11 protein-coding genes are annotated in these 12,941 nt (G+C 70.9%); 1 reads left to right on the top strand and 10 read right to left on the bottom strand.

From position 1 onward, the window contains the following. Positions 1 to 49 precede the first annotated feature (49 nt). The 9 genes from pssA to GV126_RS07165 form a co-directional block, all read right to left on the bottom strand. Positions 50 to 868 carry a CDP-diacylglycerol--serine O-phosphatidyltransferase gene (gene pssA, locus GV126_RS07205; RefSeq protein WP_159673417.1) on the bottom strand — a complete coding sequence of 273 codons (819 nt, stop codon included), beginning with the start codon at positions 866 to 868 and terminating at the stop codon, positions 50 to 52. 22 nt (positions 869 to 890) lie between these two features. Beyond that, entirely contained in the window at positions 891 to 1,547 is a 657-nt protein-coding gene (locus GV126_RS07200; RefSeq protein WP_159663720.1) for a phosphatidylserine decarboxylase, read from the bottom strand. A gap of 171 nt (positions 1,548 to 1,718) precedes the next feature. Next, the gene (locus GV126_RS07195; protein WP_159663718.1) at positions 1,719 to 2,924 is read right to left on the bottom strand and encodes an acyl-CoA dehydrogenase family protein; all 1,206 of its coding nucleotides are present in this window, start codon (positions 2,922 to 2,924) and stop codon (positions 1,719 to 1,721) included. A 2-nt stretch (positions 2,925 to 2,926) separates the two neighbouring features. After that, the gene (locus tag GV126_RS07190; RefSeq protein ID WP_159663716.1) at positions 2,927 to 3,496 is read right to left on the bottom strand and encodes a MaoC family dehydratase; all 570 of its coding nucleotides are present in this window, start codon (positions 3,494 to 3,496) and stop codon (positions 2,927 to 2,929) included. A 5-nt stretch (positions 3,497 to 3,501) separates the two neighbouring features. Continuing rightward, positions 3,502 to 4,518 carry an HpcH/HpaI aldolase/citrate lyase family protein gene (locus tag GV126_RS07185; RefSeq protein WP_236569912.1) on the bottom strand — a complete coding sequence of 339 codons (1,017 nt, stop codon included), beginning with the start codon at positions 4,516 to 4,518 and terminating at the stop codon, positions 3,502 to 3,504. Next, entirely contained in the window at positions 4,515 to 6,563 is a 2,049-nt protein-coding gene (locus GV126_RS07180; RefSeq protein WP_159663714.1) for a protein meaA, read from the bottom strand. Before GV126_RS07180 ends, GV126_RS07185 begins: the two co-directional genes overlap by 4 nt. A 9-nt stretch (positions 6,564 to 6,572) precedes the next feature. Continuing rightward, the gene (ccrA, locus tag GV126_RS07175) at positions 6,573 to 7,910 is read right to left on the bottom strand and encodes a crotonyl-CoA carboxylase/reductase (RefSeq protein WP_185947256.1); all 1,338 of its coding nucleotides are present in this window, start codon (positions 7,908 to 7,910) and stop codon (positions 6,573 to 6,575) included. 457 nt (positions 7,911 to 8,367) lie between these two features. Further along, entirely contained in the window at positions 8,368 to 9,231 is an 864-nt protein-coding gene (locus GV126_RS07170; RefSeq protein WP_236569911.1) for a TetR family transcriptional regulator, read from the bottom strand. A 172-nt stretch (positions 9,232 to 9,403) separates the two neighbouring features. Next, positions 9,404 to 11,209 carry a 3-hydroxyacyl-CoA dehydrogenase family protein gene (locus GV126_RS07165; RefSeq protein WP_159663710.1) on the bottom strand — a complete coding sequence of 602 codons (1,806 nt, stop codon included), beginning with the start codon at positions 11,207 to 11,209 and terminating at the stop codon, positions 9,404 to 9,406. Positions 11,210 to 11,594: 385 nt separating this feature from the next. Between GV126_RS07165 and GV126_RS07160 the strand changes: the two genes are divergently transcribed. Then, positions 11,595 to 12,170: an adenylosuccinate lyase gene (locus GV126_RS07160; RefSeq protein ID WP_159663708.1), complete on the top strand. Its 576-nt coding sequence runs from the start codon at positions 11,595 to 11,597 to the stop codon at positions 12,168 to 12,170. 189 nt (positions 12,171 to 12,359) lie between these two features. Here GV126_RS07160 and GV126_RS07155 read toward each other — a convergent pair whose 3' ends face one another. Next, positions 12,360 to 12,773 (bottom strand): RidA family protein, encoded by a 414-nt coding sequence (locus GV126_RS07155; protein WP_159663706.1) that lies wholly within the window; start codon positions 12,771 to 12,773, stop codon positions 12,360 to 12,362. Between the last annotated feature and the right edge of the window lie 168 nt (positions 12,774 to 12,941).

Raw genomic sequence — 12,941 nt, 5'->3', positions numbered from 1 at the left:
GCCCGGAACCGTTGCGGTTCCGGGCCCCTTCGTCAGGTGCCTGAGCGGGCTACGGCAGCTGGGCCGCGCGCGCCTCGCGCCGGTTGTCGCGGAAGTTGTTCACCCGGCGGGCCGTGGCGAACAGCGGGATCACCGCGCCCATGACCAGCTGAAGCGCGCAGCCGGTCTGCAGCAGCAGCTGGCCGCTGGGAGCGTCGAAGGCCCAGGCGGCGAGCAGGCCCATGGACAGCACGATCCAGGAGAGCATCGCCCCGGCGAGCCGGCCCCGCGGCTTCGGGTACTCCACCCGGCTGACCATCAGCCACGCCGTGCCCAGGATGGCCAGCAGCGTCGCCACGAAGGGCAGCTCCAGCAGCACGATCGACACGACCGTCAGCGCACCGAAGGGCGAGGGCATGCCCTGGAACATGCCGTCCTTCATGGTCACGCAGGAGAATCTGGCCAGCCGGAGCACCACCGCCAGCAGCACCACGATCGCGCCGAGCGCGGCCATCCGCTGGTGGGCGTCGTCGGCGACCATGCCGTAGACCAGGACGAAATACGCCGGGGCCAGGCCGAAGCTGATCAGGTCGGAGAGGTTGTCCAGCTCCGCGCCCATGGGGGAGGAGCGCAGCTTCCGGGCGACCAGGCCGTCGAACAGGTCGAACACGGCCGCGCACAGCATCAGGATGACCGCCGTGGCGGCGCTGTGCCGGGCCATGCCTCCCGAGTCGTTGCCCGCCAGGTGCGGGATCAGGATGCCGGTGGTGGTGAAGTACACCGCCATGAAGCCGCACGTGGCGTTGCCCAGGGTGAGGGTGTCCGCTATCGACAGGCGCAGCGAGAGGGGCATCTCCTCCTCGTCGTCCACGTCGTCGGCCTCGGGCACCCAGCCGGTCTGGGTGTTCGGATCAATCACGGTCAAGGCGCGTCACCCCTGCCACGGTCTTCTGACCGACCTCGACGTCCACCTCCACGCCCTCGGGCAGGTAGAGGTCGACACGCGAGCCGAAGCGGATCAGCCCGATCCGCTGGCCCTGCTCGACCTTGGTGCCCGACGGGATGTAGGGGACGATGCGGCGGGCCACCGCACCGGCGATCTGGACCATCTCGATGTCGCCCAGCTCGGTGTCGAAGTGCCAGACGACGCGCTCGTTGTTCTCGCTCTCCTTGTTGAAAGCGGGAACGAAACCGCCGGGTACGTGTTCGACCGAGGTGACCGTGCCGGCCAGCGGAGCCCGGTTGACGTGGACGTTCAGCGGGCTCATGAAGATCGCGACGCGGGTGCGGCCGTCCTTCCACGGCATGATGCTCTGCACCACACCGTCGGCGGGCGAGATGACCCGGCCCTGGGCGATCTCGCGCTCGGGGTCGCGGAAGAACCACAGCATCCCCGCCGCGAGCGCGGTGGCGGGGGCGGCGAGGGCCTTGGCGGCACCCGAGCGGCGGGCGCGGGCCAGGCTGACGGCTGCGGTGGCGACGGTCGGCAGAAGCCACGGCGATGCTCCGCGCGCGAGGCGTACGCCGGCCAGGCTGTCGCGAGGTGCAGAGGTTTGGCTGTGGGGCATGGATGACCTTCGTAGCGGATGAATGCCGCGCTTTCGGCGGGGGACGGCGGCTTTCCGCGATCGTAGCGGTTAAGGGCCACAACTGGGTAAGCCGGGAAGCCGAGTCGGCGGCCGAAGACCGCTGACGGGGTGTGATCTTCTTCTCGAAGAAAACACCCCGTACCCGGACAATCAGCCCTGGAATCGATACTCTTCGAGCAGTCGCCGCCCGATGATCATTTTCTGGATCTCGGCGGTCCCTTCACCGATGAGCAGCATCGGGGCCTCCCGGTAGAGGCGCTCGATCTCGTACTCCTTGGAGAACCCGTAACCGCCGTGGATGCGGAACGCGTCCTCCACGACCTCCTTGCAGTACTCGGAGGCCAGGTATTTCGCCATGCCGGCCTCCAGGTCGTTGCGCTGCCCGGAGTCCTTCTTCCGGGCGGCATTGACCATCATCGCATGCGCGGCCTCGACCTTCGTGGCCATTTCCGCCAGTTTGAACTGAATGGCCTGGTGCTGGGCGATCGGCTTGCCGAAGGTGTGTCGCTGCTGGGCGTAGCGCACACCCAGCTCGAAGGCGCGCTGGGCGACACCGCAGCCGCGGGCGGCCACGTTCACCCGGCCGACCTCGACGCCGTCCATCATCTGGTAGAAGCCGCGTCCGGTCGTGCCGCCGAGGATCCGGTCGGCCGGCACCCGCAGCCCGTCCATGATCAGCTCGGTGGTGTCGACACCCTTGTAGCCCATCTTCTCGATCTTGCCGGGGATGGTGAGGCCGGGGCGGACCTCGCCGAACCCGGGCTCCTTCTCCACCAGGAAGGTCGTCATGGACTTGTGCGGGGCGGTGCCCTCGGGATGCCCCTCGTCGGTGCGCACGAGCACCGCCACCAGGGACGACGTGCCGCCGTTGGTCAGCCACATCTTCTGGCCGGACAGCACGTACTCGTCGCCGTCCCTGACCGCCTTGGAGGTGATCGCGGACACGTCCGAGCCCAGCGCCGGCTCCGACATCGAGAAGGCGCCGCGGATGTCGCCGAGGGCCATCTTCGGCAGGAAGTAGTCCTTCTGCTCCTGCGTCCCGTGCTGCTTGAGCATGTACGCGACGATGAAGTGGGTGTTGATGATGCCGGACACCGACATCCAGCCCCGGGCGATCTCCTCCACGCACAGCGCGTACGTCAGCAGGGACTCGCCCAGACCCCCGTACTCCTCGGGGATCATCAGACCGAACAGGCCCAGCTCCTTCAGGCCGTCCACGATCGCTTGCGGATACTCGTCGCGGTGCTCCAGCTCGGTCGCGACCGGGATGATCTCCTTGTCGACAAAGTCACGGACGGTGGAGACGATCTCCTGCTGGACGTCGGTCAGACCGGCGGTCTGGGCGAGACGGGCCATGTCTACTTCTCCTGCTGCTTCGGCTCCGGACCGGAGGGGGCGCCCCGCAGGGGCGTCGTTTGAGGGTGGTGGTGGGAGACGGGCGGGCGGCCCGGCTGCTCGCCGCCGCGCTCCTTGATGTACGTCTCGGTGGGCACCATGACCTTGCGGCGGAAGACGCACACCAGGGTGCCGTCCTGCTTGTAGCCCTTGGTCTCGACGTGGACGATGCCGCGGTCGTTCTTCGACTTCGACGGCCACTTGTCCAGCACGGTCGTCTCGCCGTAGATGGTGTCGCCGTGGAAGGTGGGCGCCACATGCCTGAGCGACTCGATCTCCAGATTGGCGATCGCCTTGCCGGAGACGTCCGGCACGCTCATGCCGAGCAGCAGGGAGTAGATGTAGTTCCCGACCACCACGTTCTTGCCGAAGTCCGTCGTCTCCCCGGCGTAGTGCGCGTCCAGGTGGAGCGGGTGGTGGTTCATGGTGAGGAGGCAGAACAGGTGGTCGTCGTACTCCGTGACCGTCTTGCCCGGCCAGTGCTTGTACACCGCCCCGACCTCGAACTCCTCGTAGGTACGTCCGAACTGCATCGCGCTCACGCCTCCGGGATCTCGAACGTGCTGGTGCGCCGCATGCCGGCGGCACGCCCCTTGCCCGCGATGACCAGGGCCATCTTGCGGCTGGCCTCGTCGATCATCTCGTCGCCGAGCATCGCCGAGCCCTTCTTGCCGCCCGCCTCGGACGTGTAGTAGTCGTACGCGTCCAGGATCAGCTCGGCGTGGTCGTAGTCCTCCTGGGAGGGCGAGAAGACCTCGTTGGCGGCCTCGACCTGGCCCGGGTGGAGCACCCACTTGCCGTCGAAGCCGAGCGCGGCGGCGCGGCCGGCGACCTCGCGGAAGCCGTCCACGTTGCGGATCTGCAGGTACGGGCCGTCGATCGCCTGCAGGTTGTTGGCCCGGGCGGCCATCAGGATCTTCATCAGGATGTAGTGGTAGGCGTCCGCCGGGTAGCCGGGCGGCTGCTCGCCCACGACGAGGGACTTCATGTTGATCGACGCCATGAAGTCGGCCGGGCCGAAGATGATCGTCTCGATGCGTGGACTGGCGGACGCGATCGCATTGACGTTGTTGAGACCCTGGGCGTTCTCGATCTGCGCCTCGATGCCGATGCGGCCCACCTCGAAGCCCATCGTCTTCTCGATCTGCGTCAGCAGCAGATCAAGAGCGACGATCTGCTGCGCGTCCTGCACCTTCGGCAGCATGATGCAGTCGAGGTTCTGGCCGGCCCCCTCGACGACCGTGACGACATCCCGGTACGTCCACTCGGTCGTCCAGTCGTTGACCCGGACCACCCTGGTCTTGCCCGTCCAGTCGCCCTCGTTGAGGAACTTGACGATGGTGTGCCGCGCGTCGGGCTTGGCCAGCGGGGCGCACGCGTCCTCCAGGTCCAGGAACACCTGATCGGCGGGCAGGCCCTGGGCCTTCTCCAGGAAGCGGGGGTTCGAGCCCGGCACGGCCAGACACGAGCGACGCGGGCGCAGGCGGTCGAAAGAGGGGTGTGCGGCGGAGCCGCCCGTTGCAGGAGCGGCGGTGGGCGACGGATGGGCGGTCATGCGGGGACCTCCAGGGGGTCGAGCTTGTTCGCGGTCCGGATCTCGTCGACGATGCGGCCGATGATGCCGGTGATGTCGAAGTCCTTCGGGGTGAAGACGGCGGCCACTCCGGCGGCACGCAGCTGTGCGGCGTCACCGCTGGGGATGATGCCACCTGCGATCACCGGTATATCTGTGGCACCGGCCACACGGAGGCGTTCCAGCACGTCCGGAACCAGCTGGGCGTGCGAGCCGGAGAGGACCGACAGGCCGACCGCGTGCACGTCCTCGGCGAGCGCGGCGTCCACGATCTGCTCCGGTGTCAGCCGGATGCCCTGGTAGACCACCTCGAAGCCGGCGTCGCGGGCCCGCACGGCGATCTGCTCGGCGCCGTTGGAGTGCCCGTCCAGGCCGGGCTTGCCGACCAGGAAGCGCAGCTTGCCCACGCCCAGCTCACGCGCCGTCAGCTCTACCTTGCGGCGCACGTCGGCCAGGAGCGAGCCGTCCTGCGCGGCGACGGCCACGGGCGCCGACGACACGCCCGTCGGGGCGCGGAACTCGCCGAACACCTCGCGCAGCGCCCCGGCCCACTCGCCGGTCGTCACGCCGGCGCGGGCACACTCCAAGGTGGCCTCCATGAGGTTCTCGGTGCCCTTGGCCGCCTCCTTCAGCCGCTCCAGCGCCTTGCACGGGCGGGGATGGTTGAACGGCGGCTGGTAGCGGGTGTCGCGCCAGTGCCGCAGGGACTTCACGACCCGGGCCTCGACCTCGGGGTCCACCGTCTGGATCGCGGTGTCCAGGTCGGCGGTGAGCGGATTGGGCTCGGTCGACTCGAAGATGTTGACGCCCACGATCTTCTCTTGACCGGACTCGATACGCGCGCGGCGCTCGGCGTGGGAGGCGACCAGCTGGGACTTCAGGTAGCCGGACTCCACGGCGGCCAGCGCGCCGCCCATCTGCTGGATGTGGTCGATCTCGGCGAGCGCCGCCTCGACCAGTTCGTCCACCTTCGCCTCGATCACCTTCGAGCCCTCGAAGATGTCGTCGTACTCCAGCAGGTCGGACTCGTAGGCGAGCACCTGCTGGATGCGCAGCGACCACTGCTGGTCCCAGGGCCGGGGCAGGCCGAGCGCCTCGTTCCAGGCGGGCAGCTGCACGGCGCGGGCGCGGGCGTCCTTGGAGAGGGTGACGGCCAGCATCTCCAGGACGATCCGCTGGACGTTGTTCTCCGGCTGGGCCTCGGTCAGGCCGAGGGAGTTGACCTGGACGCCGTAGCGGAAGCGGCGGTGCTTGGGGTTCTCGATGCCGTACCGCTCGCGGGTGATGCGGTCCCAGATGCGGCCGAAGGCGCGCATCTTGCACATCTCCTCGACGAAGCGGACGCCGGCGTTGACGAAGAAGGAGATGCGGCCCACCACGTCGCCCATGCGCTCCTGGGGCACCTGGCCGGAGTCGCGCACCGCGTCGAGCACGGCGATCGCGGTGGACATCGCGTACGCGATCTCCTGCACCGGCGTGGCCCCGGCCTCCTGCAGGTGGTAGCTGCAGATGTTGATCGGGTTCCACTTCGGCATGTGCGCGACCGTGTACGCGATCATGTCCGTGGTCAGGCGCAGCGACGGTCCGGGCGGGAACACGTGCGTGCCCCGGGACAGGTACTCCTTGACGATGTCGTTCTGCGTGGTCCCCTGGAGCTTGCTGATGTCGGCGCCCTGCTCCTCGGCGACGACCTGGTAGAGCGCCAGCAGCCACATCGCCGTGGCGTTGATGGTCATCGAGGTGTTCATCTGCTCCAGCGGGATGTCCTGGAACAGCCTGCGCATGTCCCCCAGGTGCGCCACCGGCACCCCGACCCGGCCGACCTCGCCGCGGGCGAGGACGTGGTCGGGGTCGTAGCCGGTCTGGGTGGGCAGGTCGAACGCCACCGACAGACCGGTCTGGCCCTTGGCGAGGTTGCGGCGGTACAGCTCGTTGGACGCCTCGGCCGTGGAGTGGCCGGCGTACGTCCGCATGAGCCACGGACGGTCCTTTTCCCTCCGGCTGCCCGAAGGCTGACGCTCGGTCATCTGCGCCTCTCAGACGTTGCGGAAGCGGTTGATGGCGTCGATGTGCCGGGCGCGCATCTCGTGGTCGCGCACGCCCAGGCCCTCCTCGGGGGCGAGGCACAGCACGCCGACCTTGCCCTGGTGCAGGTTGCGGTGGACGTCGTACGCCGCCTGGCCGGTGTCCTCGAGGGCGTAGACCTTGGACAGGGTCGGATGGATCTTGCCCTTGGCGATCAGGCGGTTGGCCTCGTACGCCTCGCGGTAGTTGGCGAAGTGGGAGCCGATGATCCGCTTCAGCGACATCCACAGATAGCGGTTGTCGTACTCGTGCATGTAGCCCGAGGTGGAGGCGCAGGTGGTGATGGTGCCGCCCTTGCGGGTGACGTAGACGGAGGCGCCGAAGGTCTCGCGGCCGGGGTGCTCGAAGACGATGTCGATGTCCTCGCCGCCGGTGAGCTCGCGGATGCGCTTGCCGAAGCGCTTCCACTCCTTGGGGTCCTGGGTGTGCTCGTCCTTCCAGAACTTGTAGCCCTCGGCGTTGCGGTCGATGATCGCCTCGGCGCCCATCGAGCGGCAGATCTCCGCCTTCTGGGGCGAGGACACGACACAGATCGGGTTGGCGCCGCCCGCGAGCGCGAACTGCGTGGCGTACGAGCCCAGGCCGCCGCTCGCGCCCCAGATCAGGACGTTGTCGCCCTGCTTCATGGCGGCGCCGTTGCGGGAGACGAGCTGCCGGTAGGCGGTGGAGTTCACCAGGCCGGGGGCGGCGGCCTCCTCCCAGGTCAGGTGGGCCGGCTTGGGCATGAGCTGGTTGGACTTCACGAGCGCGATCTCCGCGAGGCCGCCGAAGTTGGTCTCGAAGCCCCAGATGCGCTGCTCGGGGTCGAGCATCGTGTCGTCGTGGCCGTCGGGGGACTCGAGTTCGACGCTGAGGCAGTGGGCGACGACCTCGTCGCCGGGCTTCCAGGCGTTGACGCCCGGGCCGGTGCGCAGGACGACGCCGGCCAGGTCGGAGCCGATGATGTGGTACGGCAGGTCGTGCCGCTTGGTGAGCGGCGAGAGCTTGCCGTAGCGCTCGAGGAAGGCGAAGGTCGACACCGGCTCGAAGATCGAGGTCCACACCGAGTTGTAGTTCACCGAGGAGGCCATGACGGCCACCAGGGCCTCGCCCGGGCCCAGCTCGGGCACGGGAACCTCGTCGAGGTGGATCGACTTGCGCGGGTCCTTGTCGCGGGTCGCCATGCCCGCGAACATCTCCGTCTCGTCCTTGTGCACGGTGATCGCGCGGTACGACTCGGGCAGCGGCAGAGCGGCGAAGTCGGCGGACGTGGCGTCCTGCGACTGGATCGCGTCCAGGATGTCCTTCACGGTCACGGTGTTGCCTCCGGCGATGAGCGCCCTGAGGGAGGGGCGCGGGGGATACGTCGGTGCTGCTGAGGGTTTTCGGTGGGGTGCCGTCGGTTCGGCCGGGTGCCGGCGGTGCGGCGGGTGGTGCGCGGCAGCGCTTTGTGGCGCGAGAGGGTGCCTGTGACGCAGGCGTCCGGGCGTGCGGGCCCAAGGGTCCGCCGGGACAGCCGGCGCGCGGTGTGGTCGCCGCTCGCCGGTCGCCCGGACCCCTTCAACGTATGACACCGCGTGTCAGCTGACAAGGCACTGAGTGCCAGAAAAGGCGCTCAGACGAAATCTTTACCCGACAGATGAGCGATGATCGATCGAATGCGGTGTACCATCCGGGCCGAAAGTGGCCCTGACATGCCAAAACGGCCACCCGGTGGGGTGGCCGTTCCCTGTGCGGCGCGGTCGGCCGAAAAGCCGACGAGGGCGCTCAGCGGTCCTTCAGCGCCTCCTCGATGGTCCGCATGACCTCCTCCAGCGGCGCGTCGGTGCGGGCCACGGTGATCAGCCCCTCGCCCTGCCGGGACGCGGTCGCGGCCGGGGCGGCCGGGGCGGCGGGCGTGGCGGACGCGCCGGACGGCCGGGACGCCGCCCCGCCGGCGCCGCCCGTGCCGCGGCCGGCGCCGATCCCGGTGCCGAACGTCTTGCGCACGATGGCGAAGGCGTGGTCCAGCTGCGCCTCCAGGTCGCCCTGGCCGCCGGCCCGCAGCCAGCGCCGCAGCACGTGGTTGTGCGCGGTGACCACGGCCGAGGCGGCGACCTCCGCCAGCAGCGGGTCGTCGTTGGCGTCGTCGGCGTGGGCGTGCTCGTCGAAGTGGCCCAGCAGGTAGCGCGTGAACAGCCGCTCGTAGCGGGCCACCGAGGCGATCTCCGCCTCGCGCAGGGTGGGCACCTCGCGGGTCAGTTTGTACCGGGCGACCGAGATGTCCGGCCGCGCCGCGTACATCTTCATCACTTCCTTGATGCCCCGGCACACCGTGTCCAGCGGGTGCTCGTGCGCGGGTGCCGCGTTCAGCACCGCCTCCGCGCGCACCAGGGTGTCGTCGTGGTCGGGGAAGATCGCCTCTTCCTTGGAGCGGAAGTGGCGGAAGAAGGTGCGGCGGGCGACCCCGGCCGCCGCGGCGATCTCGTCGACCGTGGTCGCCTCGTAGCCCTTCGTCGCGAACAGCTCCATCGCGGCGGCGGCCAACTCCCGGCGCATTTTCAGCCGCTGGGCGGCCGCGCGGGAGCCGGCGGCGCTCTCCGGCGCGTCGGGTGTGGCGGAGGTGCGTGAGGACATCGCGGGCTGGGGCATGACCCGAACGTACTGCATACGGGCGGTGCGATGCGCAGGTCCCCGGCCCGTACCCGCCCCGGAGGGCGGAGCGGCGTCCGCCGGATCGAGCAGGCCGCCCCACTCCCGCCCCGGTGCGTGCCCGGGTTCCCGCCCCGGCCCGAGCCCGGGCCGGGGCGGCTCGTCGCGCCGGTCAGCGCCGGGCATATTCGCGGAAGCCGCGGCCCGTCTTGCGGCCGAGGCAGCCCGCGGCCACCAGATGCTCCAGCAGCGGCGCCGGCGCCAGCCCCGGGTCGCGGAACTCCCGGTGCAGGACCTTCTCGATGGCCAGCGACACGTCCAGCCCGACCACGTCCAGCAGCTCGAAGGGGCCCATCGGGTACCCGCCGCCGAGCTTCATCGCCGCGTCGATGTCGTCCAGGGAGGCGTAGTGCTCCTGGACCATCTTCACCGCGTTGTTCAGGTACGGGAACAGCAGGGCGTTGACGATGAACCCGGCCCGGTCGCCGCAGTCCACGGGGTGCTTGCCGATCCTGCCGCACACCTCGCGGACCGTGGCGTGGACGTCGTCGGTGGTCAGCACCGTGCGCACCACCTCGACCAGCTTCATCGCGGGCGCCGGGTTGAAGAAGTGCATGCCGATCACGTCCTGCGGGCGCGAGGTGGCGCGGGCGCAGGCGACCACGGGCAGCGAGGAGGTGGTGGTGGCCAGCACCGCGCCCGGCTTGCACACCTTGTCCAGCATGCCGAACAGCTGCTGCTTGACCGCCAGGTCCTCGGCGACGGCCTCCACGGCGAGGTCCACGTCCGCGAAGTCGTCGTAGCTGCCGGTCGCCGTGATCCGGTCCAGGGCCTGCGCGGCGGCCTGCCCGCTCAGCCGCCCCTTGTCGACGGAGCGCGACAGCGACTTCCCGATACGGGCCTTGGCGGCCTCCGCCTTCTGAGGGCTGCGCGCGGCGAGCACCACCTCGAACCCGGCCTTGGCGAACACCTCCGCGATCCCGGAGGCCATGGTGCCCGAGCCGGCCACGCCGACGGAGCGGACCGGGCGGCCGGGGGCGAGGGTGTCGTCGTCCGGCGGGGTCAGCGCGTCCCGCACCACGGTGCCGCTGCCGGGCGCCGCGTAGGTGTAGAAGCCGCGGCCCGCCTTGCGGCCGGTCAGGCCCGCCTCGCTGAGCTGCTTGAGGATCGGCGCGGGAGCGTGCAGGCGGTCCCGGGAGGCGGCGTACATGGCCTCCAGGACGGTGCGCGCGGTGTCGATGCCGATCAGGTCGAGCAGCGCCAGCGGGCCCATCGGCAACCCGCAGCCGAGCCGCATCGCGGCGTCGATGTCCTCCCGGGAGGCGTACTTCGCCTCGTACATCGCGGCGGCCTGGTTGAGGTAGCCGAACAGCAGCCCGTCGGCGACGAAACCCGGCCGGTCGCCGACCGCGACCGGCTCCTTGCCCAGCTCCAGCGCCAGGTCGGTGACCGCGGCCACGGCCTGCGGGGCGGTCAGCACCGAGGAGACGACCTCGACCAGCTTCATCGCCGGCGCCGGGTTGAAGAAGTGCAGGCCGAGCACCCGCTCGGGGCGGGCGGAATCGGCGGCCAGGCGGGTCACGGACAGCGCGTTCGTGCCGGTCGCCCGGATCGTCTCCGGGCGCACGATGCCGTCCAGCTCCCGGAAGATCTGCTGCTTGACCTCGTACGACTCCGGTGCCACCTCGATGACCAGATCGGCGTCGGCCGCGGCGGCCAGGTCGGTGGAGGTGCGCACCCGGGCGAGGACGTCCGCGCGCTCCCGCTCGGTGAGCCGGCCGCGCTCGACGGCGCGGGCGGTGGAGGACTCCAGCGCGGCGACGGACCGGGCGGCCGCCACCTCGCTGACGTCGATGCCGACGACCTCGCGGCCGGCCTTGGCGAGGACTTCGGTGATGCCGGTGCCCATGGTGCCCAGGCCGACGACGGCGACCGTCTTCAGCGGGGACAGAGGGGTGTCGGAGAGGGGAGTGGCCATCGCGGGACTCCAGGAATGAGGGGTGACGACTGGGAGCGCGGTCCGGTACGCCCGGGGGCGTACCGGCGCGGAGAGAGATGCGGGTGTGACCGGGCTGCAGGCGCACACGCCCGGTGCCGGAGCCCGCGGGCGCGCACACGCCCGGGCAGCGGCGAAAGACCGACCGGCTCTGTCCCGAAGCCGGGTCGTACTGCGGTCCGTGCGGTCCCGGGACGCCCCGGGGCACCGAACCGACGGCGCTCGCGGCGGCTGCGTCACCAGGCCACCGCGAGGGGATGCGAGCGGGTGGGCTCGCTCGTCTGAGCTTAACCGGCGGGTAACGAGCGCGCCACCCCTCGCGGAAGAATCGCTCCCGGTGACGCCGGTCTCACCCTAGGCTGGTTTCGTGGACGAAGAGTTGCGATCACTCACGGAGCGCGTACGGCAGGAGTCGGGTGGGTCGGCCGCCTGCGAGCATCTGCTGGCCACCGACAGCCCGGACGAGCTGGCCGAGGTGCTCACGGCTCCCGGGCAGCCGCTGTGGGCCAGGGAGTTGGCCGCCGTGCGGCTGGGGCTGGCGGGCGACCGGCGGGCCTTCGAGTCGCTGGTGCTGCTGCTGAACCACCGCGATGCGCAGCGCTGCGTCTCCGCCGCCTACGCCCTGGCCCGCCTGGGCGACCCCCGCACCGCCCGCGCGGCCGCCGCCCTGGCCACCAACGAACTGCGCGTCGCCTACGCGCTGCACCCGGTGCGCCTGCTGGTGGAGCTGCGCGCCCCGGAGTCCGTGCCCGCCCTGATCACCACCCTGCAGCGCCGCCTGCGCCCCCACGACCCCTACCGCCGCGTGGCCCTGGCCTGCGTGGAGGGCCTGGGCGCCCTGGGCGACGCCCGGGCCCGCCCCGTCCTGAACGAGGCCCTGGCCCACCCCGCCCTCGCCGAGGCGGCGGTACGGGCCCTGGCCCGCATCCCGCGGCAGCGGTGAGGTTTCGCGTCCCGCGGCAGCGGTGAGGCTCCGCGTCCCGCGGCGGCGGTGAGGTTTCGCGTCCCGTGGCGGCGGTTGACGGGGCCGGTCCACATCGTGCCAGTGGTGGCGGGGCGGGGCGTGTCCCGTGGCGGCGGTGGCGGGACCGGTCGGCATCCCGCGGCAGCGGGGACGGGGCCGGCCGGTGTCTCAGGCGGGCACCACGGCCAGTGCCTCGATCTCCATCAGGAACTCCGGCCGCACCAGCGCGGCGACCTGGACCGCAGAGGACGCCGGGAGACGGTCGTCGGGCAGGTGCGCGGCGCGGGCCGTGCGGATCGCCGGCATGTGCGCCATGTCCGTGACGAAATAGGTGAGTTTGACGACGTCGGTGAAGTCCGCCCCGGCGGCGGCCAGGCAGCGCCGGAGGTTCTCGAACACCTGGCGGGCCTGCGCGGCCGGATCTCCCGCGCCGACGAGTTCGCCGTTCTCGTCCAGGGGGAGCTGGCCGGAGACCGCGACGAGGCGGCCGCTGGCCATGACGACATGGGAGTACTGCGTGGCGGGGGCCACCCCCTCCGGGGCGGGGATCCTGGTCGGTCCGGTCCTGATCGATTCGGTCATGCGCCCATGGTGGACCACGGGTCCGACAATCCGGCCGGGCGCCCACCCGGCCCGCGACCCGCGGTCCGGCCGGACGCCCCGGCGGCCCCTGGCCCGCGCGAACCCGGACCCCCCCGGGCGCCGGGCCCCCCCCCCCCACCCCCCCCCCCGCCCCCGGCCCCGCCCCCG

The sequence above is a fragment of the Streptomyces mexicanus genome (genome assembly GCF_902506575.1).
GTDB classification, from domain to species: Bacteria; Actinomycetota; Actinomycetes; order Streptomycetales; family Streptomycetaceae; genus Streptomyces; species Streptomyces mexicanus.
The sequence above is the reverse complement of the archived record's forward strand: the minus strand, read 5'-3'. Positions and strand labels throughout refer to the sequence as shown.

Coding starts and splice junctions, on each gene's coding strand:
- GV126_RS07180 (WP_159663714.1), bottom strand. CDS start 6,563: ATGACCGAGCGTCAGCCTTCGGGCAGCCGGAGGGAAAAGGACCGTCCG.
- GV126_RS07190 (WP_159663716.1), bottom strand. CDS start 3,496: ATGCAGTTCGGACGTACCTACGAGGAGTTCGAGGTCGGGGCGGTGTAC.
- GV126_RS07155 (WP_159663706.1), bottom strand. CDS start 12,773: ATGACCGAATCGATCAGGACCGGACCGACCAGGATCCCCGCCCCGGAG.
- GV126_RS07195 (WP_159663718.1), bottom strand. CDS start 2,924: ATGGCCCGTCTCGCCCAGACCGCCGGTCTGACCGACGTCCAGCAGGAG.
- GV126_RS07170 (WP_236569911.1), bottom strand. CDS start 9,231: ATGCCCCAGCCCGCGATGTCCTCACGCACCTCCGCCACACCCGACGCG.
- GV126_RS07200 (WP_159663720.1), bottom strand. CDS start 1,547: ATGCCCCACAGCCAAACCTCTGCACCTCGCGACAGCCTGGCCGGCGTA.
- GV126_RS07165 (WP_159663710.1), bottom strand. CDS start 11,209: ATGGCCACTCCCCTCTCCGACACCCCTCTGTCCCCGCTGAAGACGGTC.
- GV126_RS07185 (WP_236569912.1), bottom strand. CDS start 4,518: ATGACCGCCCATCCGTCGCCCACCGCCGCTCCTGCAACGGGCGGCTCC.